The 22,872-nt window shown below is 61.0% G+C and carries 19 protein-coding genes and 3 pseudogenes; 10 read left to right on the top strand and 12 right to left on the bottom strand.

Translation table 11 applies throughout. The features are described from left to right. Nucleotides 1-92: 92 nt before the first annotated feature. Both CXY72_RS03410 and CXY72_RS03415 read right to left on the bottom strand, forming a co-directional pair. Nucleotides 93-2,702, bottom strand: coding sequence for a multicopper oxidase domain-containing protein (locus tag CXY72_RS03410; protein WP_104126305.1), 2,610 nt, complete (start codon nt 2,700-2,702; stop codon nt 93-95). A 9-nt stretch (nt 2,703-2,711) separates the two neighbouring features. Further along, nucleotides 2,712-3,032 (bottom strand): DUF2249 domain-containing protein, encoded by a 321-nt coding sequence (locus CXY72_RS03415; RefSeq protein WP_104126306.1) that lies wholly within the window; start codon nt 3,030-3,032, stop codon nt 2,712-2,714. A 288-nt stretch (nt 3,033-3,320) separates the two neighbouring features. Between CXY72_RS03415 and CXY72_RS03420 the strand changes: the two genes are divergently transcribed. After that, nucleotides 3,321-3,623, top strand: coding sequence for a DUF427 domain-containing protein (locus CXY72_RS03420; protein ID WP_104126307.1), 303 nt, complete (start codon nt 3,321-3,323; stop codon nt 3,621-3,623). Here the strand turns inward: CXY72_RS03420 and CXY72_RS03425 are convergent. From CXY72_RS03425 to CXY72_RS03440, 4 genes are all read right to left on the bottom strand, one after another. Continuing rightward, a complete protein-coding gene (locus CXY72_RS03425; RefSeq protein WP_104126308.1) occupies nt 3,613-6,135 on the bottom strand; it encodes an MMPL family transporter in 2,523 nt (840 codons plus the stop codon). The two genes, CXY72_RS03420 and CXY72_RS03425, sit on opposite strands and share 11 nt — an antisense overlap. A 107-nt stretch (nt 6,136-6,242) precedes the next feature. Next, complete coding sequence (locus tag CXY72_RS03430) at nt 6,243-6,887, bottom strand: TetR/AcrR family transcriptional regulator (RefSeq protein ID WP_104126309.1); 645 nt, start codon at nt 6,885-6,887, stop codon at nt 6,243-6,245. Between the two features lie 63 nt (nt 6,888-6,950). Next, nucleotides 6,951-7,595, bottom strand: a complete 645-nt coding sequence (locus CXY72_RS03435) for an MBL fold metallo-hydrolase (RefSeq protein ID WP_104126310.1) — start codon at nt 7,593-7,595, stop codon at nt 6,951-6,953. After that, nucleotides 7,595-8,689, bottom strand: a complete 1,095-nt coding sequence (locus CXY72_RS03440; protein WP_104126311.1) for an S-(hydroxymethyl)mycothiol dehydrogenase — start codon at nt 8,687-8,689, stop codon at nt 7,595-7,597. Before CXY72_RS03440 ends, CXY72_RS03435 begins: the two co-directional genes overlap by 1 nt. A gap of 619 nt (nt 8,690-9,308) precedes the next feature. Here CXY72_RS03440 and CXY72_RS03445 point away from each other — a divergent pair. The 3 genes and pseudogenes from CXY72_RS03445 (at nt 9,309) to CXY72_RS03455 (ending at nt 13,267) form a co-directional block, all read left to right on the top strand. Beyond that, a pseudogene (locus CXY72_RS03445) lies at nt 9,309-11,122 on the top strand (amino acid transporter). A 166-nt stretch (nt 11,123-11,288) separates the two neighbouring features. After that, nucleotides 11,289-12,590, top strand: coding sequence for an esterase family protein (locus CXY72_RS03450; protein WP_104126312.1), 1,302 nt, complete (start codon nt 11,289-11,291; stop codon nt 12,588-12,590). Nucleotides 12,591-13,066: 476 nt separating this feature from the next. After that, nucleotides 13,067-13,267, top strand: a complete 201-nt coding sequence (locus CXY72_RS03455; RefSeq protein WP_158252451.1) for a hypothetical protein — start codon at nt 13,067-13,069, stop codon at nt 13,265-13,267. 392 nt (nt 13,268-13,659) lie between these two features. Here CXY72_RS03455 and CXY72_RS03460 read toward each other — a convergent pair whose 3' ends face one another. Together CXY72_RS03460 and CXY72_RS03465 are read right to left on the bottom strand one after the other, a co-directional pair. Further along, nucleotides 13,660-14,535 carry an ABC transporter permease gene (locus CXY72_RS03460; RefSeq protein ID WP_104126314.1) on the bottom strand — a complete coding sequence of 292 codons (876 nt, stop codon included), beginning with the start codon at nt 14,533-14,535 and terminating at the stop codon, nt 13,660-13,662. Further along, on the bottom strand, nt 14,532-15,437 hold the full coding sequence (locus CXY72_RS03465; protein WP_233197631.1) for an ABC transporter ATP-binding protein: 906 nt from the start codon (nt 15,435-15,437) through the stop codon (nt 14,532-14,534). The genes CXY72_RS03460 and CXY72_RS03465 overlap by 4 nt, the downstream gene beginning before the upstream one ends. A gap of 481 nt (nt 15,438-15,918) precedes the next feature. On the opposite strand from CXY72_RS03465, the pseudogene CXY72_RS03475 reads away from it, so the two are divergent. From CXY72_RS03475 to CXY72_RS03490, 4 genes and pseudogenes are all read left to right on the top strand, one after another. Continuing rightward, nucleotides 15,919-16,452: pseudogene (locus tag CXY72_RS03475) on the top strand (alpha/beta hydrolase). A gap of 74 nt (nt 16,453-16,526) precedes the next feature. Continuing rightward, nucleotides 16,527-17,159 carry a Pr6Pr family membrane protein gene (locus CXY72_RS03480; protein WP_199183945.1) on the top strand — a complete coding sequence of 211 codons (633 nt, stop codon included), beginning with the start codon at nt 16,527-16,529 and terminating at the stop codon, nt 17,157-17,159. A 426-nt stretch (nt 17,160-17,585) separates the two neighbouring features. Further along, entirely contained in the window at nt 17,586-17,924 is a 339-nt protein-coding gene (locus CXY72_RS03485) for a hypothetical protein (RefSeq protein WP_104126319.1), read from the top strand. Beyond that, nucleotides 17,924-18,229, top strand: a complete 306-nt coding sequence (locus CXY72_RS03490) for a hypothetical protein (protein WP_104126320.1) — start codon at nt 17,924-17,926, stop codon at nt 18,227-18,229. The genes CXY72_RS03485 and CXY72_RS03490 overlap by 1 nt, the downstream gene beginning before the upstream one ends. Nucleotides 18,230-18,372: 143 nt before the next feature. Here the strand turns inward: CXY72_RS03490 and CXY72_RS03495 are convergent, their stop codons facing one another. Continuing rightward, on the bottom strand, nt 18,373-18,948 hold the full coding sequence (locus tag CXY72_RS03495; protein WP_104126321.1) for a hypothetical protein: 576 nt from the start codon (nt 18,946-18,948) through the stop codon (nt 18,373-18,375). Nucleotides 18,949-19,628: 680 nt separating this feature from the next. On the opposite strand from CXY72_RS03495, the gene CXY72_RS03500 reads away from it, so the two are divergent. Continuing rightward, complete coding sequence (locus tag CXY72_RS03500) at nt 19,629-19,868, top strand: hypothetical protein (RefSeq protein WP_104126322.1); 240 nt, start codon at nt 19,629-19,631, stop codon at nt 19,866-19,868. Between the two features lie 5 nt (nt 19,869-19,873). Continuing rightward, complete coding sequence (locus tag CXY72_RS19155) at nt 19,874-20,194, top strand: hypothetical protein (RefSeq protein ID WP_146071040.1); 321 nt, start codon at nt 19,874-19,876, stop codon at nt 20,192-20,194. Nucleotides 20,195-20,426: 232 nt separating this feature from the next. On the opposite strand, the pseudogene CXY72_RS03510 reads toward CXY72_RS19155, so the two are convergent. The 3 genes and pseudogenes from CXY72_RS03510 to CXY72_RS03525 all read right to left on the bottom strand — a co-directional run bounded on the left by CXY72_RS03510 (nt 20,427) and on the right by CXY72_RS03525 (nt 22,727). Beyond that, a pseudogene (locus CXY72_RS03510) lies at nt 20,427-21,149 on the bottom strand (alpha/beta hydrolase). A gap of 103 nt (nt 21,150-21,252) precedes the next feature. Continuing rightward, nucleotides 21,253-22,389: a hypothetical protein gene (locus CXY72_RS03520; protein ID WP_104126325.1), complete on the bottom strand. Its 1,137-nt coding sequence runs from the start codon at nt 22,387-22,389 to the stop codon at nt 21,253-21,255. Continuing rightward, nucleotides 22,386-22,727: a PadR family transcriptional regulator gene (locus tag CXY72_RS03525; RefSeq protein WP_104126326.1), complete on the bottom strand. Its 342-nt coding sequence runs from the start codon at nt 22,725-22,727 to the stop codon at nt 22,386-22,388. Before CXY72_RS03525 ends, CXY72_RS03520 begins: the two co-directional genes overlap by 4 nt. Between the last annotated feature and the right edge of the window lie 145 nt (nt 22,728-22,872).

Raw genomic sequence — 22,872 nt, forward strand, 5'->3', positions numbered from 1 at the left:
ATGTTGACCGCCCCGACCGACGGCTTTGTCGGGTAATGGCGCTCACGCCGACCAACCCCAGCGGCACCGACTCTTCGATGCCGCCAGCAGGGTTAGTCAGTCACCCCAATCAGCCCGCGCGCGCCCTTCTCTGCATCCGACATCACGTGGCTCATAAACGGATAGGTACCCGCTTCGGTAAACGTGAGCTCGACGAAGCCGCCCTGGGCGGGTGCGAGCGCGAGCGTCTGCGCCCCACCCGTTCCGGTACTGCCACCGGTCCGCAGCAGGTATTCACCCTCCGAGAACACGGTATCGAACTGACCTCCGACCACGTGAAAGGAGCTCCCAACGTTCGGACCCGCGTCGAGCACCCAGATGCGCACCTTCTCGCCAACGGTCGCAGTCAGCGGCGCGGCGACATACTGATTCGCGTAGCCGTTGAAGGTGAGCAGGTCAGGCAGCTGCGTCTGCACCTTGACCGGGTCGCCTTCCTCGCCCTGCTGGCCCAGATAAAACTCGGACTGGACCAGCACATATTCCTGCTCGACGGCGGTCAGTCCGGGCGGGTCGATGATGACCGCACCGAACATACCGTTCGCGATGTGGACCGACATGGGCATCGTCGAGCAGTGATACATCCAGATTCCCGAGCGCGTGGCGGTGAACCGGTAGGTGAGCTCCTCCCCGGGGTCGATGGTCTGCATCGGCTTGTCCGGTGCAAGCGAGCCGGCGTGAAAGTCGAGCGAATGGCCAATGGTTCCCGCGTTGACGAAGGTGATCTCGAAGACGTCACCGACAGTGCCGTGCAGCGTCGGCCCGGGCGCCGTGTGGTTGTAGGTCCACAGCATCTGTGTGATGCCCGGCGCAACTTCGGTCTCGGTATTGCTGACGGTCATCGTGCTCGTGTGCACGGTAGCGGATGCCACGGGCGCCAGTCGCGCATCACGCGCGACGAAATCGTTTCCCGGCTCGGCCATGAGGTCTATTTCGTCGGATGCCGCCGCGTCGCTATGCAGTGGGTTTGCGTGCGAATCGGCAGTGGCGGTCGACTCCGCACCGATCGCGTTCACGGTCAGCAGCATTCCGAGCAGCCGGTGGCCCCCCAGGGAACACCAACCGCCCAGGTCGGCGCCGATCATGCCGACGTCGACGCTCGTCGTGGCCTGGGGCTCGACCGAGCCGGACTCCACTCCGTTGTCGAATACCAGATCGTGGAGCATGCCGTCGGCGTTGGTGAGGGTGATCACCAGGTTGTCGCCCACCGGAACGTTGATCGTGTCGGGACTAAACCGGGTGTCAATCATCGTGACATCGACGGTCGTTGTGTGGCCGGTCGCGCCCGCGCCCGAGCCGAGGCTCGTGTTGGAAGGCTCGAGGGCGACGCCGACGGCGAGGGTCAAAGCCAGGGTCGCCGCCGCCGCGATGAGCATGCTGGCGCGAGGGGTCGGCTGCGGCGCGGGACTCTCCGCGACGTCACGCACCAAGGGCGGAAGCTGCGCCCCCGGAGGGGTGCGGTTCTTTCGATTGATGCGCAGCGCCCGCACCATCAGAATGATGAACGCCGCAAGGGTCGTGAGCAGAACGGCCCAGAGCAGAGCGGCGACGACGTCGGGCACCGGCAGAAGGGTGAGAACGAGTGCGCCATTGACGACGCTGACTCGGAACAGGCCGGCCCGATCGAGTTCGTGCGCGGTGGCCTTGGACGCCCGCGGTCCGCCGCCGAGCACGACCGGAATGAGAAAGCTCAACGCGCCGATCATGATCTGGCCGCCGAAGCCGACCGCGAAGTACGGCACGAGCGTTTTGAGGCCGGCCGCGGCATTCGCCCAGCTGGCAGCGGTGACGACGACGGTGCCAAAACCGAGCGCGCACACCGCAAACCAGGCAAGGGCTGCGGTGATAGACCACCCGGCGTAGCTGACGGCGGGCGAACGGCGCACGTGCCCGGCCAACTCCCCGAGCACCCGGGCGAAGCCGACCAGGTAGATGAGTACACCCGCCGCAGTGATGATTCGCGAGTCGGCGTAGGCCCCAGCGCCCAAAACCACCAGTCCGGCCAGAAGAGTCGGCAGGGTGGGGCGTGCGGCCGCCCGCGTGGCGGACAGCACTCGGGAACGCAGCACGGTCGGGAGCAGCAGGGCGACGGTGCCGATGACGGTCAGGCCGACCCAGCCGAGCAGGTTCAGCCCGATATGCGTGATGTAGAGCCGGTCGTAAGAGTCACTCGACGCCGCACTGTCGGGGTGGGCCATCCAAATTCCGAGAGTGACACCGACCACGAGGCATCCGGCTGCAGCAATGTAGTACCGCACGAGCGGAGCGAACCGGGCCGGGAGTGCGCCGCGCAGTTGCCGCACGAGAATGGTGGCGTGCACGACGGCATTGAGCCCGACCAGGATTCCTCCGGTGAGTACGACATGCCACCACGCGCCGGTGATCCCGATCATCACCAGCGCCGCACCGACCGTGTGAACGGTCAGTCGAACGCCCAGCCAGTACCGGCCGCCGGGCGCCACGTTCTTCAGCAGGCTGTCGGCGAAATGCTGGCTCCAGACCAGGATCGCAGTCGAGAGGGCCCCCAGCAGCAGATGCACCATGAGCCAGGGGCCAAACGACGATCCTCGGTAGAGGATGACGCTGACGATCCCGAGGATCAACCAGACGGGCACGAGCATGCCGGTGATCTGGTGCCACAGCCGGCGCTTGAGGCTCGGTTTCATCTCGAACCGCTACAGAATGCGGGTCAGGTGCAGAGTCCACACATCGGGACCACTCTCGAGGTAGGTGATGCTGAAAGCGTTCGGGTGGTTTCGCTCGAGCTGGGCCAGTAGCGGCAGCGGGTCGTGCGACGCCATGAGGTCGAGCGATATTCCGGGCTGAATCGCCTCCAATGCACCGAAAATCGCGGCGTGGCGGATCGCGTGCGGGATGGTGCGGCTGTCAAGAACAATCGATTCGCTGTCGTCGTGACCGCAGGTACATGGGGCCGCGGCGGGTTCGCGCTCATGGGCGTTCGGCCCGGCAGTGATACGGATCGGTTCGGCGGTCATGGTGTCTCCTCGGCTCGGTGCAAACTACGGCACGCCCTTATTTTAGAGCACGTTCTTCCGTTTAATACACCGGCCCTCGGGAGAGCGGATGAATCGCACTTTCACAGCATCGGTCGTCGACGTGTGCTCGGTGGCGGGTCGCATTCGTTTCACCGACAGTCATGTCGCCAGCGTGTGCTAGCTCGAGGTACCGTGCGGTCGCGGAACCGCTGCGCCGGGCGAAATGATTCCAATGCTGGGAGAATTCGGCTTCCGCGGGTAACGTTGCAAAATACTAGGAGGTTTGTCATGAAAGCCGTACTGAACGACACCGTCATCGCCGAGGCACCCGAGCAGGATCTGATCCGCATCGAGGGAAATTGGTACTTTCCGCCCGCGAGCGTGAAGAGCGATCTGTTCGTCGAGAGCGACACCCCGTACACCTGCCCGTGGAAGGGCGAATGCCAGTACTTCAGCGTGAAAGACGGTGACACCGTGCTGCAGGATCGTGCCTTCAGCTACCCGCACCCGTACCCGACGGCGTTCGAACGCGTCGGCAAGGACTTCAGTGGCTACGTGGCGTTCTCGAAAGACGTGCAGGTCACCGAATAGGCGGTAGCTCAATGCCGCCCCGAGCGGCATCCGGGTGCGTTCGTTCGAGCGAGGCACCCTCCACGTCAACGTTGGGCAGCATGCGATCAAGCCATTTCGGCAACCACCACGCTGCGTCCCCCAGCAAGTGCATCACGGCCGGGATGATCAGCAGCCGCACCACGAACGCGTCAAGCAGCACGCCGCCGGCGAGCCCGAAACCGATCGACTGGATCATGACCGAGTTCGAGAAGATGAATCCGGAAAAGACCGAGGCCATGATGAGCGCGGCAGCGATGACCACCGTGTGCCCGGCGTGCACCCCGCGCTGCACGGCGAGGCGCGCCGATGCACCATGCACGTACGATTCGCGCATCCCACTAACCAGAAATAGCTGGTAGTCCATCGCCAGCCCGAACAGAACCCCGACAACGAGAATAGGCAGGAAGCTCAAGATCGGCCCGGGATCATGGATGCCGAACACGGCACCCAGCCAGCCCCATTGGAAGACCGCCGTGATCGCCCCAAAGGATGCGAACAGCGACAAGACAAAGCCCAGCGTCGCAGTTACGGGCACCAGGATCGATCGGAACACGAAGATCAGAATAATCAGGGAGAGCCCCACGACAACGAGAAGGTACAGCGGGAGCGCGGCGGCGAGTTTTTCACTCACATCGATGTTTCCGGAGGCGTTGCCGGCGACACCGAGGGAAGCGACTCCGACGAGGTCGATTCCTCGGAGGTCACGTACGAGCTGCTCGGTCGATTCGCTGTTCGGCCCCTCGGCGGGAATGACCTGGAAAGCGAGAAGCAGGTCGTCATCGGATGCTCCGATCGGCGCGACAGCGACGACGTCGTTCTCGGCACGCAGCGCTGTTCCGATGCGTACCTGTTCAGCGAGCAGGTCGTCATCCGTGACGGCGGTCTCAAGATCGGCAACGACGAGCAGCGGGCCGTTCACACCCGGCCCGAATTTGTCGTCGGCGAGTTTGTAAGCGTTGTACGCGCTCGAGCCCAGCGGTTCGGACGAACCGGCAGGGAGTCCGAGGCGCATCGAGAGCGCCGGGATGGCCACGACAAGAAGAACGACGATGCCTACGACCACCGTGACGACGGCGCGGAGGGAGTTCATCGGCTTGACCGGCACCCGGGCATGGTTGCTGGCGTGGCCGACCCGGGCGCGGGCCTTCTTCGTGAGGATCTTTGTGCCGACCAGGCCCAGCACCGCCGGTGTGAGCGTGATCGCTATGAGAATGGCGACGAAGACGCAGACGGCACCGACCGTGCCCATGAGCCCGAGAAAGGGGATGCCGGTGAGGTTGAGGGCGAGCAAAGCGATGAGCACGGTGGCGCCCGCGAACACGACCGCGTTGCCGGAGGTGCCGTTGGCCAGCCCGATCGATTCCTGCAGGGGCAGCCCGTTACGCAGTTGCGTTCGATGCCGGTTGAGAATGAAGAGTGAGTAGTCGATGCCGACGGCGAGCCCGAGCATCACTCCCAGAACCGGAGTGACGGAGAGCATTTCGACGGCCCCGGACAATGCGAGTGAAGCGAGCACGCCAACGCCCACGCCGATCAACGCGTTCAATAATGGCAGCCCTGCACCGATCAGGGTGCCCAGCATGACCCACAACACGATGGCCGCGAAGATGACGCCGCCGATCTCTCCGGGACCGAGGATCTCGGGGAGGCTCGCAGCAATGTCGTTGGAGACCTCAGCCCTGACGCCGGCAATGCCGGCATCGTTCATCTCCGCAACGACCGCCTTCTTCGACTCGGGCGAAACCTGGTTGAGCGACGTGTCGAACTGGATACTCGCGACTGCTGTCGTCTCGTCAGTCGAAACCTGACGGATGCCCGCGGCCAGGTCGAGCAGGTCGGCTCCCTGTTCGAGCGTGGTGCTCGAGGCCTCGAGCTCGCTACGGCTTGCCGTGAGTGCCGTCTGTTGCCCGGCAATCGCAGTGCGACCCGCATCGATCTGCGCCTGCTGGGCATCGAGCATCCGCCCAGCACCAGCGAGTTGACCCGCCGCCTCGGCCTGCGCGCGGCCGGCATCGAGCTGGCTCTGTGCCGCCGCGGCCTCAGCCGTTGCCGCATCGATCTGCGCCTGCCCCGCATCGATCTGCGCCGTTCCAGCGGCGATCTTCTGCCGTCCGTCGACGACCTGCTGCGTCTGGTCATCGATCTGGGCTTGGGTGTCGAAGGGATTCGTCACCGATTTCACGCTGTCGAGACCGATCGTGCGTGTCAGGAGGGCGCCGATGGCGGTTTTCTGCGCGCCGGTGAAGATGGAGTTGTCGGTCGTGGTGAACAGGACCGTTCCTCGCCCGCCGCTGGCCGCCGGGAACTTAGCCTTGAGCTCGTCGCTGACCTTCTGGGTGGCGGTACCGGGGATGCTGACGGACGACGTGAGTGTTCCGCCGAAGGCAGAGAATGCACCGACGGCGAAACCGAGAACGACCACCCACGCAACGATGACCAACCACGCTCGGCGGGCGGAGAACCGACCCAGTCGGTAGAGAAGCGATGCCATATTCTCAATTTCTGTGTATGAGCAAGGTGTGGTCGGATGACCGAAGTGGCGTCGTGCATCCCGTCATCGGGAGTCGAGGTGGTGGATCACCAGCGGAATGCGTTTGGTCAGTTGGACGGGGCGTATCCGATACGGATCGTGACGATGAGGCGGTCGAGCAGTTCGTACCAGACAGTTCGGGAGGATGCGTCGAGCGTGCCGCCCGTTCGAGCCAACCAGTGCGCCGATACGATGGCGATGCCGTTCATCACCGAACTGACCAGGATGGAAACCTCGAAATCGTCGATCGCGCTCGTGCGACCGGCGATCTCCGCTGAGAGCTGTTCGGTCGTGCGGGTAAAGACGTCGCCGATACTGTGCCGGGAGCGACCGTTCTCGCCCTCGACCGTGAGCACGCCGGCGAGGTAGGCGACCACGGGCGGCAGGTCGATGGCGCGCAGTGCCGTCGTGATCTGGTCGAACAGGCCGTCGCGACGTCCGTCTCCGAGTGGGGTGGATGCCGTTGCCGCCCGAAATTCGTCGACGGTGGCACTGAGCACCTGCGTGCAGGTGGTCATGATCACATCGTCGAGCGATGAGAAATGATTGAAAACCGTGCGCCGGGAGACGTCGGCGCGCTCCGCGAGTTCGTCGACGCTGAATTGTGGTTTGCCCCGCTCGCGAATGAGCGAGTCGGCGGCATCCAAAATGGCCTGGCGGTACCGCGCCTTGAGGTCGGCGCGGCGATCGGGTCCGGCGTCAAGCGACATCATGTACTTACACTAAGTGCAACGACGCACAAAGTGCAAAGCGAACTCGAGCGAGTTCCTTCTTGCTCAGTGCCCGCGGGCGATCCACTCTTCGACGTGGCCCGCCTCGTCGCCGATCAGGGTGGACTGACCGTGCCCGGTACGCACCACGGTGGCAGCCGGCAGCGTGAGCAGGGTGGTGGTGATCGAGTCGATGATCGTCGGGAAATCGCTGAACGACCGGCCGGTTGCACCCGGCCCACCGTGGAAGAGCGTGTCGCCGCTAAATACCGTGCCGAGTGCCGGCGCAGAGAAGCAGACCGCTCCGGGCGAGTGCCCGGGTGTGTGCAGCACTTCGAGTTCGATGCCGGCGACGGCGATGCGCTGGCCATTTTTCAGCGCGTTCGGTTGCGTGGCCGCCGCAGCAGCATCCCCGGGAAAGACCATCTCCCACAGCATGGTGTCAGCTGGGTGCAGCCAGACCGGTGCGCCCGTTGCGGCGCTCACGCTGACGGCTGCATCGATGTGGTCGTTGTGCCCGTGGGTGCACAGAATGGCCAGCAGTTTACGGTCGCCTACTGCCTTCAGGATCGCGTCGGCGTCGTGCGCGGCATCAATGACGACGCATTCGGTGTCATCGCCGACGATCCAGACGTTATTGTCGAGGTCCCAGGTGCCGCCGTCGAGGCTGAAGGTGCCGACGGTGACGAGGTGGTCGACGCGTGCGGTCATCAGAGCACCACCACCGAGCGCAGCACGTCGCCGCGTGCCATTTTTTCAAATGCAGCTTCGATTTCGCCGATGCCGATCTTCTCGCTGACGAATTCGTCAAGCGGTAGCCGTCCCTGCAGGTACAGGTCGGTCAGCATGGGAAAGTCGCGCTCCGGCAGGCAGTCGCCGTACCAACTCGATTTGAGCGAGCCGCCGCGCCCAAAGACGTCGATCAGTGGGATTTCGAGCATCATCTCGGGGTTGGGCACCCCGACCAGCACGACCGTTCCGGCGAGGTCCCTGGCATAGAACGCTTGCCGCCAGGTTTCGGGACGCCCGACCGCGTCGATGACGACGTTGGCGCCGAATCCACCGGTCAGTGCCTGCACGGCTGCGACGACGCCAGCCTCATCCAGGTTCAACGAATCGATGGCGTGCGTGGCCCCGAGCTGTTTGGCCTGGGCGAGCTTCTTGGGGTCGCGGTCAATGGCGATGATGACGGATGCGCCAGCCAGGCGTGATCCCACAATCGCAGCATCCCCCACTCCGCCGCAGCCGATCACGGCCACCGAGTCGCCTCGGCTGACATTGCCCGTGTTCATGGCCGCGCCGATGCCCGCCATGATGCCGCAGCCCAGGAGGCCGACGGCCGCAGGGTCGGCATCCGGATTCACCTTGGTGCACTGCTTGGCGTGTACGAGGGTCTTCTCGGCAAAAGCGCCGATGCCGAGGGCCGGGCTGAGCTCGGTGCCGTCGGTGAGGGTCATCTTCTGGGTGGCGTTGAAGGTGTTGAAGCAGTACCAGGGTTCGGCCCGCTTACAGGCTCGGCATTCGCCGCAGACGGCGCGCCAGTTGAGCACCACGAAGTCGCCGACCGCGACGTGCGTGACGCCTTCGCCGATGACGCTGACGCGTCCGGCGGCTTCATGCCCGAGCAAGAAGGGGAAGTCGTCATTGATGCCACCCTCTGTATAGTGGAAGTCGGTATGGCAGACGCCACACGTTTCGATGTCCACGATGACTTCGCCGGGACCGGGATCGGGAATGACGATTTCGACCAGTTCGACTGGCGCGCCCTTCGAGCGGGCGATGACGCCGGTGACTGTGGTGGACATGGAGCTCCTCCGATCGACGGGTGCCGGGTATGGCGGGGACGCTTTTAACCTTATCGGAGGCATGCGAGGCACGAACGCCCGCGGTAACCTCTCCCACCGACTGGTCCACGCTCGACAGCCCGATTGCGGCAGCCGCCATCGTCGGAAACGTCACGCTGAATGGCCTGACCGCCACTCTCCGAGTCAGCTGAGGATGCCCTCGCTCACCCTGTCAACGCTCGGCCGCTGACGGTAACCATGTCGACATCCTGATGGAAGCCCCGCCGGAATCTTCCGGTGGGGCTTTTTCACACCCCAGATCGGCTTCGGATATGATGCGGTCATCGTCAAAAACGCGACGGGTGACAATCCATGATCGCCGATAGAATCCAGCCCTAAAATCGCTCGACGACACGAGAAGCATCCACCCAGCATGCCAGGACCAGATGCGACGAGCGCTGATGACGTTCGGTCGGAATTCACAATAATTTTTGAGGCGTAAGGTGTGCTCGTGAACATACCGCGGGCTTCGGCCGGGAGCTTCAAAGCCTGGCTCCTGCAAGACAGTGGAGACCGGCAGGGTGTCCAGGTGGGTCCCCACGCGGCCACGACCGACAAGACTCATTCATGGTGGCGTGTGATGTGCCTGACCGGTGTCGACTATTTCTCCACGTTGGGTTATCAGCCGGCGATCGCGGCGCTAGCCGCGGGACTAGTCTCGCCCATCGCCACCATCGTGCTGGTCGCCCTCACCCTGTTCGGTGCTTTGCCGGTGTACCGGCGGGTGGCTGCCGAAAGCTTCCGCGGATCCGGCTCCATTCATATGCTGGAAAAACTGCTGCCGTGGTGGTCCGGCAAGATCTTCGTGCTGGTTCTGCTCGGATTCGCTGCGACAGACTTTATGATCACCATCACCCTGTCGGCGGCCGACGCCACGGCTCACGCAATTGAGAATCCGTTTACACCACCGTGGCTGCAGGGCCAGGAGGTACCCGTCACATTATTCATAATCGCGTTGCTGGGGATTGTCTTCCTCCGTGGCTTCAAAGACGCCATCGGCATCGCCGTCATCCTCGTCGCGGTGTACCTACTGCTCAACTCCGTCGTCATCCTGGTCGCAATCGCGCATGTAGCCATGAACAGTGTTCTGATCACGGACTGGTGGGCGGCGCTGACCGTGCAGCACGGAAATCCGCTCGTCATGGTGGGAATCGCGCTGCTGGTGTTTCCTAAACTGGCCTTGGCCTGTCCGGATTCGAGACCGGGGTGGCTGTCATGCCGCAGATCAAAGGCAGCCCGACCGACACTGACGATGATCCGGCGGGCCGCATCCGCGGCACGAAGCGGCTCCTCACCACGGCGGCACTCATCATGAGCGGTTTCCTGATCACCTCCAGCATCGTCACCACACTTTTGATCCCGCTAGCCGACTTCCAACCCGGTGGGCCAGCCAATGGTCGCGCTCTGGCCTACCTCGCCCACGAATTCCTCGGGCCACTTTTTGGATCCGCCTACGATGTCAGCACCATCTGTATCCTCTGGTTCGCGGGGGCGTCGGCCCTGGCCGGCCTGCTCAACCTCGTACCCCGATATCTACCGCGGTATGGATTGGCTCCGCAATGGGCCCGTGCCACCGGTCCCCTCGTGCTGGTGTTCGTCGGGATCGATTTCGTGATCACGATTGCCTTTCAAGCCAGCGTCGACGCTCAGGGTGGCGCGTACGCAACGGGTGTTCTCGTGCTGATGACGTCTGCCTCGGTCGCCGTCACCCTCTCGGCCCGGAGCAAAAGGCAGCGCTGGCCGACCATCGGTTTCGGTGCCATCGCGGCGATCATGGCATACACGACCGTCGCGAACGTCGTCGAACGCCCTGACGGGGTGCGTATCGCAGCGCTCTTCATCCTCGGCATCATGGTGACCTCCCTTATCTCGCGCGTACGTCGATCCTTCGAGCTCAGGGCGACGTCCATCGTTCTGGATCCTTCTGCTCTCGATTTCGTGACCAATGACGCCGAGGACTACGACGTCATCCGTCTCATCTCCCATGAACCTGACGAAGACACCGAAGTCGAGTACCGCAACAAGAGCCGCGATGAACACCGATTCGGCAACATCCCGGGCAACTCACCCATCATCTTCCTGGAGGTGTTGCCCTCCGACCCGTCAGACTTCGAAGAAGACCTCCTCGTACGCGGCGTGGTGAAACACGGGTACCGGGTCCTCCAAGTGACCAGCGGTAACGTGCCCAACACGATCGCAGCCGTACTGCTGGAGATCCGCGACCAGACCGGGACCATCCCGGAGATCTACTTCGAATGGACCCAGGACAACCCCATTTCCAACATGTTCAAATTCCTCTTCACCGGCCATGGCGAGATCGCCCCGGTAACCCGCGAGGTCCTGCGCGAATCGGAACCCAACGCCAAACGCCGCCCCCATGTGCACGTCAGCTGACCAAGCCCATGCGAACCCAACACCAAACTCCAACGAGTGACCTTACGGTTGCTCCTGGTCTGCGATGGAAAAGTCCTGAATTGCAGCGCACGGCAGTAGGGTTCCCGCGAGCCATCTTTCAACCAGGGGAACTGAACTCACAAACGACAACGCAGATAGGAGACTCATGAACGATCTCAGTACAGCCCTGTTGCGCATCGACATTGTCACTGGCCCACTGCTCTACGTCGTGCTCGGCCTGGCCGGTGTGCTGCTCGTGTTTCTTTTACTCCGCGCCCCGACCAGAACGTGGATCGTGACGGTCGCGATCGCGATCGCCGGCGGCGTCGGTATCGCCGGTGTGACATGGTTCGTTGTGGTGACGATTGTTGACGCTTTCGGAATGTCGCCCGGGCTGGTCAGCTTCCTCTGGTTTGCCGGGACGTGCACGGCGGTCGCAATTGCTCTGGCAAATCTTCGGAAGTCGCGCCTTCATCGCAAGTTCATCGCCGCGGCCTCCGTGGTGCTCTTCGTTGCGGCTGGGACGCTAGCAATCAATGCGGGCTTTGGGCTAAACCGCACGTTGGGTTCGCTCTTCGGGATCACGACAGAGTCGGCAATTGCGCTACCCGCCGTCAGCGGGGCCAAGGGAAGTGGGCCGCTCTATCAGCGCTGGGTGGCTTCGGCTGGCCTACCCGTAAAGGGCACTACCGGTAGCCAAGTCATTCCAAACATAGTCTCAGGATTCACCTCTCGGCCGGCCGGGATTTATCTGCCGCCCGCAGCGCTCATCTCCGACGCGCCAGCGCTACCACTGGTCATTCTCCTTATGGGGCAGCCCGGTAACCCCGATCCGTCCTTCGTCGCGGCGACGCTCGACCGTGAGGCTGCCACTCACAGCGGTCTGGCACCGATAGTCATCGTCGCGGACCAGCTTGGCGAACCGTCGAAAGACCCGCTGTGTCTTGATACCCCGAACTACGGCAGCGCCGAGACCTTTATCACGACGGATGTCGTCAACTGGGCGAGGGCGCACCTGAACGTCATCAACGACCCTCGATATTGGACCATCGCCGGGTACTCGAACGGCGGACAGTGCGCTATCTCCCTCGCCGTCAAGCACCCAGATCTCTTTGCCAACGTCGTGGACATTTCCGGCGAAGAATTCCCCGGATCAGAGATTGAGGCATCGACGCTGGCCGATGTCTTCCATGGTGACCAAGCCGCCTATGACGCGGTGAAGCCTCTCAACCTGCTCGCATCGAAGAAATTCTCCGACACGGTCGCGGTATTCACCGTGGGGTCTAACGATGCAGGATTCATACCCGGACAGCAACGGATGGCCTCCGCTGCCTCGGCAGCAGGTATGACGGTCACGTATTGGGAATCTCCCAACGGTGGGCACGCACTTCCTGCCTTCACCGACGGTCTCGACGAGGCATTCGCCGTGCTCTACCCGCGCCTCGGACTCGCGCCGCCCACAGGGTGATGCCTCGAGGACAGTGCGATTCAGGTAAAGGCAAAGTGTGCCCGCAGCGATAGATAAGAGCGCTCCGGTTGGGCTGCTGACTCAAGCCGTGATGCCCACTGGTGGAAACCAGACGTGAACACGACCAGCCAGGTACATTTTCACCATCGAATTCTGGGTTAGTCGACCTCGCGTGCGCGACTGAAGAGAAAGCGACGGCGCCGTGTTCGGCGTGTTTGGTTTTCGACCGCTAGAGGTGCGGCAAGAGTTGATGATGCGGGTGTCCGCACGAGTTCGACATGGGAATACACCGAACATTGAATAATGAATTCGTGAACAGATAAACCGCGCCCGAAGAATGGATTCCGACGGAACCTCGCCTCTTTCCCGCATGTTTTGCACCGACAAATTAGATGAATGAGTTCGGGCGCAACACTCCTAGCCTTTCTCGGACCCCATTTCCCAGTTCGGACTCTGATGTACAAGGTGCCGTGAGCATGGTCGTCGAGATCCGCGCCCAGCCAGATTCCGTCAACAACAAGGCCCTTACGGTCTATCGGGTCGATAAGCACAGCAGGAACGTGTCCGAACTGGTTGACCCGGACCAGAACGATCGAGGGCGCGCGGGAGGCTTCCTCGTGACGAAGAACAACTGTCACAACACGTGCATTTATCAACAGATCGTTCCTTTGAAATAGCAGAACACGGAGGACCATCGACCGATGATCTTCCGCAAACGCGCCGCTCCCGGTCATCGAAACACACAGAATGGGCCACCTACCGCCCAATCAAACCCACCAGGCATGTCCAAGCCGCGCGTGGCGATCTTTAGGACGACCGCGCGGTCGCAAGTTCACTGTCATGCCGTGAATCCGAGTGCATCATGCACTCGATTTTCGTGCCATCGATCCGGTCACGCCCACGGCGTGGTTTTATGGAAATTGTGCGGCCTGCGCTTGACGGTTAGAACACAAGGCAGGACTCAAAAAGCCTATATATATTTTAGCAACTGCCTCACATTTCAGATTGTAGGTTCGGCATGTATATAACGGTGCAATTGTTGCGGTCGGCCTGTTCGATATTCCGCCGCTCAGCGAATGCGCCGCGAGAGACGGAAAGACGAGAGCAATGCAAAAACAAGGCATATTATGGCCAGCGCGGTGGATGCTCCCGCGCTCGAAACATCAAAGTCCCCGACAGAGATGGCTATTCCGTAAAAATCGTTCAGCGCGGATACTGCCTCGGATTGCCCGTCAGTGAGGGCGTCCGCCGAATGCGCGGTGAACGGCTGCCGAAGGAGCATCGCCGCCTGGGCGAAAGGCATCGCGTTCATCACATTCACGACGCCTGCCGGAAGAGTGCCGGCAGGAATATAGGCGCCCGCCAGAAAACCAATGACTGTTCCAACAATGGTGCTCATCGCTGCGAAGGCGCTATTGGACCGAACCAACGTCACGATAAATCCCGAGAGAGCAGAGAACGCGGCGGCAGCGACAACGACATAGCCAAGGGTAAGAAGCAGTTCGGTCGGCGTCATCATAGCGTTGCCGCGAATGGCCGTATATCCCTGCGCTATCGCGACGACAACCACGGTCATGACGATAGCAACGATGAAGCTAGAGGTCATGTAGCCGAAGATCAGGCTGGCGCGCCGAATAGGCGAGACGAGAAAGTCTTTGAAGCGACCGCTCGAGGAATCTTCAATGAAAACACTCAACGCAGCGAGTCCGGTCGTCAGGATTGTGATCATTGTGATTCCAGCAAAGACCCACGCGTCAACGAAAGCCTGAACCTGAGCATTTGTTGCAGTTGGAAAGCGCGATTGCAGGTTGTCGACCTGCAGACTGCCCAAAACCAGTGCATAAAGACCGATGAGGATCAGCGCAGAAAGCAGCGAAAAGAAAACCGCGGTCCGATCCCGGAAAAAAATGCGCAAGTTACGGCGAGCGAGAATCAGTGCACTCATGCGGTCGCTCGATTCGCGGTCACAGACAGGAATACATCGTCCATCGTTCCGTGCCGGAACTCGAAGTCATCCACGATCAGTCGGTTGTCATGCAAAAATTTAAAAGCTTCCGCGGATCCGCCAACCGCGATGCGCGCAGCTCCGGCTGCACGGGTGACCGCAAATCCGTGGCTTGCGCACGCCTCGTGCAGTTGCTCCACATCGTCGGACGTAACGGAAAGAATACTCGAGCTGTACGTCTTGCGGAGATCAGCAGGGGTGCCCTGGACAACTAATTCGCCTGCATGAATAATTGAAATTTGATCCGCCTCTTCTGTCTCCTCCATGTAATGCGTTGTGAGAAACACAGTCATACCGTGAGTTGAACGCAGGGAACGGATTGTCTCCCATACCTGCTCGCGGCTTTGCGGATCGAGCCCCGCTGTTGGCTCGTCTAAGAACAGTAAAACGGGCTCATGTATGAGCGCTCGCGCAATGTCGACCCGGCGCTTCTGGCCGCCTGAGAGCAGCCCATACGGGCGGTCAAGGAAGTCTCCCAGGTCGATCATGTCGGCGAGTTCTGCGATTCGTCGCGCGCGGTCGACTCTCCGCATTGCATAAAAGGCTGCTCGATCGGCGAGGTTCTCCCGGACTGTCAGACTGGGGTCCAAAAGGGACGCTTGAAAAACGACGCCGATCTTTCGACGGATCTGATCATCATCACGGCCAACCGTCAAGCCAGCGATCTTGATCGTTCCGGAGTCGGCAGACGACATCGTCGTCAAACACGAAATAGTTGTACTTTTTCCAGCACCGTTTGTGCCGAGAAAAGCAAATATTCTGCCCTTCGATACTGAGAAAGACAGGTCTTTTACGGCCTTGAGCGATCCAAAACTCTTGGATAAATGACTAACGTGAATCACGCGTGTTGTTCCCCCGGATAAATCGCCCAATTGTTTCGGGCCAGGGGTGTGACATAGCAACTCCCCCAGCGCCGACAAAACTCTAACAGGCAGCGAGTCTGGTATCAATACATCCTTCGCGATCTCGATATCATCGGCGTATCTCCGGTGAGAATCGCGTCTCGTATCCCATGGATACGCGATATGTGATTGCTTTCAAATCTGACGGATTTTGCGCGCACGATCCCACATCATCGCGACTGCTCAGGATTTGTAGCACGTTTTCTGATCCCATCCCAAGTCGTCGGTATCATCTGCATGTGATAGATCACGACGTTTGACCTTGGCACCTCTGGGTCAAGCGTATTATGGCGATTTGCGGAGTCATCGTCACCGCCGGCGCCGCCTTCGCAACTGGAGCGCTGCTGATTCACGGGCATCCGGCGTACATCGTTCTGCTCGCGGCGTCTCTCGTCATGAGTTTGGCTGCCGCAGTGGGGTCGTGGTCCTCACCCGCACCGCGCATCATCCGGTCACTCGCTGGGTTGTTGGCGGTCACTCCCTCGGCGGACTTGTGGCGGCGACAGACGCTGAAACTTTTGCCGAGACCGCTCGCGACCCGGTCGTCGGGCTGTTGCTCTTTGCATCCTACCCAGCGATGAACATAGCTCAGATGAACGTCGCCGTGTTGTAGATCTCGGGGTCGAACGATGGCTTGTCGACCCCAGCCAAAATTGCTGCAGCGAAGCCGGCACTCCCGGCCACCGCCCGCTATCTCATGATGGAAGGCGGAGTTCACGCGTTCTTCGGAGACTACGGGCGTCAGGACGGGGACGGCACACCCACCATCAGTCACGATCAGTCTCGCACGGAAATTTCTGCCGGGAGCATCGCGTTTGTGAACGGGATCGGCGGCCAATCATTCTCGCCCACCGTGCAGGGCGCCCCGGCTGGTTCGAATCCGGCACACACAGAGCGGGCCGTGTTCTCGGCACCAACGGTGTCAGATTCCGTGGCGTGGGAATCTTCCACTTAAAAAAAGATTGGACCCCTAAGATTTAGGCGAATTACGGATTTTCCGCTACTGACACCACTGATCGAAGGCAAATCGTGAAATATCTTGTAGCTACGGTCCGACTATCTGTCGCGGCACTGGGCACGGTGGCGATTCTGTCGACATTTTTCGACACGGCCACGCGCGCGACGATCAACCCGTTCAACTTCTTCGGGTTTTTCACCATGCAAAGCAACATTATTCTGGTCGTTGTGCTGCTGGTCGCCGCGGTCGTGTCCTTCTCCGGACGACCCCAATCCCGGTCGTTGATGTTGGCGCGAGGTTGTGCAACAACCTACATAGTCATCACCGGCGTCGTGTATAACGTTTTGCTGGCTGGACTTGAAGGTGGCGTGTCCCTCGCGTGGGCCAACTCCGTCTTGCACGTAATCCTGCCCCTCTATGCCGCACTGGATTGGGTGATTTTCAGCGACCGCAGTGCCCTTCCGCTCAATAAAATATGGGTTGCGCTGGTCTACCCCATCGTGTGGATCATCGTCGTCACCATTCGCGGGGCAACCGACGGATGGGTGCCCTACCCATTCCTCGATCCCACACAGGGCTACGGCGTCGTCATGATCTACGCTCTGGCCATTGCTATCGCAACTGTCGTCTTTGCTGCAGTTATCTGGGCCATCAGTCGATTGCATCTCATCCGCAATTTCACACCTGGCGATGTTTCCACGTGATGCTCTTATAGTCGTCAATTGATTTTTTGGGCTTCTTTTTGCTCGTGGAGCCAGTCCCGGAATTGGCTCGCGAGGCTGTCGTCTCGGCTGAGTCCTCGTTCGTCGGGAGAGGGTGTCCGGCCAGGTGTTGAAGTATCCGGCCGCTTCGCGGAGGGTGATGTGGAGGTCTTCGCGCGCGGTGCGTGCGTCGGTGATCGAGGGCGCCGCTTGTGGGTTGGTGAATTGACGGTAGAGCCCTCGGGCGACGTATCGTTTGAGGCAGCGCATGATTTCCTTTTTGGTCTCGCCTTGAGCCGTTCGTCGGGCCGCATAGTCTCTCGTACGGGAGTCGGTCGCGAGGCGTGAGACGACGACGTGGTGGATAGTCCTATGAGTAGTCCCGGACCCCGAGCTGGTGGTCCGACGTCGAGAAGGTCGTTCAGCCCAGTGCAGAAGCTTGCCCATTTGGCTGCGTATGACGCGGCGAACAAGAACAACGCGGGCGGAGCGTATCTGCGCACCGAACGGCTCTATACCTCGCAGGTCACGGAGTGGCGAAAGCTTCGTGACGCCGGTAATCTTGCGGGGAAAAAACCCGGGGAGAAGATTGGCCGGTTAACGCCGGAGCAAGCTGAAATCGCCCAGCTGCGCCGCCAGCTGAGCAAGACCGAGCAGCGCCTCGAAACGACGGGGGGGGGGACGTTGGAGATCATGTCAAAAATGCACGAGCTACTCGTAAGTCTTTCGAACAGCTCGCGGGACGAAACACCGCATGCGTTGCCGTAATGATCGCCTACCGCGAACTAGCCAGCCGAGGGATCTCGACACGCGTCGCGGCCGACCTGGTCGGGATCCCTCGAGCGACCGCGACCCGAAAACCACGCATTCCGGTGGCCGGGCCGGCGTCGATCCCGGCGAACAAGATCGGTAGTGTCGACCGCCGGCAAATTTTCGACATCGTCAATTCGGAGTCGTTCGTGGACCTGCCACCGATCCAGATCTACGCGCAGCTGCCGGCTGCCGGCACGTACTTGTACTCCATTTCAACGATGTACCGCGTGTTGAACGAGAACCAGCGCAACATCTGCTGATGCGGTAGCAGTCTGGGACGCTGCTGAAGCAGCCGCGTTCGGGCGACCGGAAGTGATCTTGTCAGTCATAGTCATCCTCTCCGTCTTCGGGTTACTTGTGCTGGGTTGAGCCAGCGTGGACCGGCTGCGCCCACAGGCTACAGTTAGACGCCGAAACCGGGGCAGGTGCCCCAGAGTCCAGTTTGATTGGACTTGATGAGCTCTTGACGGTTAAACTCTCCGTCCTCTGAATCTGCGATGTAAGCAAGGCCCGCATGGAGCATGTTCGACCAATAACCGACCGACTGAAGTCCCTCGGGGGACGACGCGACGTCATTGGTATCGGCGAAGTACTGTTTCGTTGCTGCGAGGGCCTCGTCGTAACCGCACTCACCAACACTCGGTACGACGATGCTGCGTGATGTCCACAATTTGACAGTCGCTTCTCCTGAGAATTTGGCATTTCCCGGTACGGCAGGGTTCGGCGTGATGAGGGCCGTGTGAGTGTCGATGAAGTCAACGATCTTCACGGCCACATAGCCCTCAGCAATTGCATTAACGAAGGCTTCTTCACCATTCTTAGCTTCAGACGCATCTGCCGCGGCGTTGGACGTGGGGTGGACTCCGTCAGTGGACGGAGTCGCCGTGTCGTTTACGGACGGGGTTGTGGAGCAGCCGGCGATCAGGATAGTCGCAAGGACCACCATGGTGGCAACGCTCACTTTTGTGGTGATGTTCATGGTGGGGTGTCGCTTTCTCTGTGAAGTATGCGCAGTAATGAAAAATCAACGCGGTGGTCGTCTTAGTCTCGCACCGCGCGTGGCACCACAAATTCATTTGGGAATGTGGTCGCGATTGGGATCGGCCCGAACACCCCAGCAGACGTCCACTACGGCCTCGCCGAGGCGAAGACCGTCGAATGGGGCGCGACGCTAGACGCGGCACGCGCATGATTCCCCAGCGATTCAGCACGACCCAGGCACCGGTGATCCTGTCCATTCCCCCAACGGCATGGATCAATAAACCCTCCGAGAATGACCGCCTCGAACTAGCCGCATAAAATCCCATTGGTCACATTCACTTTGACGGTGATGATGGAAGTAGGCCGTGGAATGGTGTGACTCCAACCTTGACTGACACTTCTTGAAGCTGTCCTTAATTTGATCCGTCCACCGTTCCGCGGCCTGTATCAAACGCATTCCTATCAGGCCGCCGAATCTGTCCTCGCCCACCGCGGCACCTCTACACCAAAAGCCCGCGACGGTAACGTCGAAGCCCTCCGGGTGCTGCGCACCGCGCGCACCAGCGCGATGAAGGCACGCACCGCGGTACTAACGCAGATCAGCGCCGTACTGACATCGGCCCCGGAGAGTATCCACGCCAAATATCGGGGCAAAACCAGCGAATCCCGTGCCAAAAGATGGCCACCTCGCACCCGACCGGAGACATCACAGACCCCCTCGTCGCGAACGCCATCACGCTCAAACGCATGGCCGCCCGCCATGCCTACCTCACCACCGAGATCGATGACTGCGACGCCGAGCTCGCCCGCATTATCGCCGAGCACGCCCCAGCCCTGACCCTGATCAAAGATGTCGGCACCGGCTCTCCCGCGGTGGCGACCGCGCCGCGAACTCCGCGATTCACCGCATCGTTCTAGTGCGCATGGCGAAGGACCAACGCACCCAGGATTACGTCGTCAAACGCACCAGCGAGGGCAAAAGCAAAAAGGAGATCAGGCGCTGCCTCAGGCGCTACGTCGCCCGCGAAATATACCGCGTCCTGCAGAACCCACGGCCCGGCCTGCTAACCAACGACCTGCGTCCACGGCGCCTCGCATTGCACCTCACCCAGACCGCAGTAGCACTCGAACTGAGCGCCTGGCCCAAAGCCATCTCGCGGATTGAACGCGGCGCCACCCAAGATCGCGTCCTTTCTGAGCGCTACCGCACATGGCTCAGTGAACAACCGAAAGTCAGCGCTTGACAACAATAGGAGAATCAAATTCCATGGTCCCGAAACCCGTCTCTCGAAACTTGGGCTGCCCCATCATTGACAGAAGACAGCCCCGATAGACGATAAACACTTCGACGTAGTTGCGCGTCGGACACCAGTCATATTCCTCACGGTCCCCGAAGTGCAATCTGTTTTATCACCGATGTGTTTCGCCACACTGAGGGCACGAGACACCGCCCGTCTGAACCGAATCGGAATGAAGCTACCCGCCGAGACTCCACTTCGCGATCAATGAGACGGCCGTCGCGAATGCATCGTGATCGGGTCTGTTCAAGAATGCATGACGAGTGCCCTGCAGGACGTGGTGCTGTACGTCCACTCCGTAGGTGGAAAGTTCTAATGCGAATGTGTCGCCGGACGCGCGCATGTTGTCCTTCTCTGCGTTGATTGAGAGGGTTCTCGGAAACCGGTGAAGGTCGTGACCGCCGGGGAACGCGAGTCTATTGGCGAGTGCGGCCTCTGAACCGGCGTAGTTGCGATTCATCGTATTCAGGCCCCAGACGGAATGTGTGATCCGGCGGTGACCGCGAGCCCGCTGCTGGACGTCATCTGTTCGCTGATGCCTGGCATGGAAGAACCCGTATGCAAGCACGGCACCGACCGGGGGTAGGCCGTCGTCGATGGCGCGCAGGGTTGCGGCAGCGGCGAGGCAGGCGCCAGCGCTCGCTCCACCCAGAATCACTCCCTAGGGTGACCGCGCACCCACCTTGCGGTACGCGGCGAGCACATCGTTGAGGGGCAACGGAAAGCGCCCCTTGGGCAGGCCCGTACGTGTCTTCATCCAGCTCAAACCCGGAGGCGGAGCAAGTCGGTAGTCCACTGTCGCGACCGTCATCCCGTGCCGGGCGAGCGACTGTGCAACGGCATGTGCTTCAGGCTGATCGAGACCGCCTCGGAAAAAACCGCCTCCATGCAGCCAGAGCACGGTTGGCCCAGCCGCTGTCGGGCCGATGGGCGTTGGGTGGTACCAACGAACTGGAACCAAATCGTGGGAACTGACATCGGTTGCGGAGACGGTCCGCGCCGGGCTACGCAACCGCAACGTCGCCGGCTGCAGGGGTATCGGCGTTGCGAATCTTGGGTGCCCATCCTGAGAGGACGGCTGCAGTAGCTAGTGCCAATTGACCGACGTACGGCAGGACTGCCGAAACGATCGACGAACTAACGCCATTCGTTCCGAAGGTGTCAGCTATCGACATCCCAATACTGAAACCCGCGGAGAAGCGGAAGAAGACCGCGCCCCCGATGATGCTCAGCAAGAGCATCGACACTCGTCTTGGTATCATCCACATCTGGCTCCGTCGTGCCGCGAGAATAAAGACAGTCACCGCTAAACCAGCCCAGAATGCCGCCCACAACGTCACGCCGACTATTGCCGTCGATGGACTGAACTGATCGACCTCAATCATCCGCGCAGAGATAGCGTCGAAACTCAGCGCCGGCACTTTCGCCTGCGGGTTCCACACCAGAAGATCGACCGCACCAATCACGATCACCACGCCAACTGCAGCAACACCGAGCACAGCGACGGGGATCCTCTGTGAACGGCTGGCTACACGTCGTTCTAGTGAGATCGGGGATTGCCCGGTCACCACCACGAGCCCCACCAGGAACCCGAATGCTAACAAGAGGATTCCGGCCAGCATCACGGTCCAGTGGGGGTCGAAGGTGACGGCAAGGGCGATTGTAACGGGGCCTGTCACGGCAGCCGCTGTAGCAATTCTGGCCAGGGTTGATTGGGCCATGACCGCAGCACAGCTAAAGTACAGCACGCCGACCAAGACGGCCAGTATCGCCAGACGAAGGCTGATCCACGCAACTGCGCTGAGTGTGTCGAGCGCCTGCGCAGAGATATCGCGTCCGTCCGGCACGATTCCACCGTTGGTGAGCCACGCTCCCGTGAGAACAACCGCCGCGGCCGCGAAAAGTCCAAGTCCTCGGCGTGTGAGACGGCGCGGCACCGCGCCGCGAGGCTCCTGTGTGTGTGCGGGCAGATCGCGGTCAATCGTCAAAGTGAGCACTGCAGCGCCGCGAGCGATGTCGCGTCGCCGGAGACCGGCATCCGCCGCGGCCAGTGAGTCTGTGCGCCATTCCTCGAGATAGCGGGCTCGTACGGGGCCGGGCAGCATAAGCGCAATGATGCGAAGGACCACGTCGCTCTTCATGCGAGAGTCCCAGCCGCGATCTCACTCGGGACGGCAACGACTCGGGCCGCCCGTGCGTGATCGCGCAATTCAGCCGCGGCGACCACTTCCCTCGCGGCCGCAGCTCCCTCTGAAGTCAACTCGTAAAGGCGTCGACGTGGACCAGTCCGTTCGGAATCGTCCTCCCAATTTGATGTCACCCATCCTGATCCTTCCAACCGCTCCAAAATGGGGTACACACTGCCTGCCGGACGCCCCGTCCTTTTCACGACGAACAGCCCCCAGATGGGCGCTTCGCCACTAAGAAAGGCATTCAGCACATCGACGGTGGCCGGAGTGACACGACTGAGAGGAACCATGAAGTGAAACTATCACTATATATATAGAGATGCATAGTCCGATTTCTAATAGCGCTCTCGATGGCCTCGACGCACCCCGACGCGCTCTCGATTGGGGAGCAAATAGTCGGTCAGTTCCCCGCCACGCCGCCACGCCGCCACGCCG

This window comes from Cryobacterium sp. Y57, from assembly GCF_002929505.1.
Classification (GTDB): domain Bacteria; phylum Actinomycetota; class Actinomycetes; order Actinomycetales; family Microbacteriaceae; genus Cryobacterium.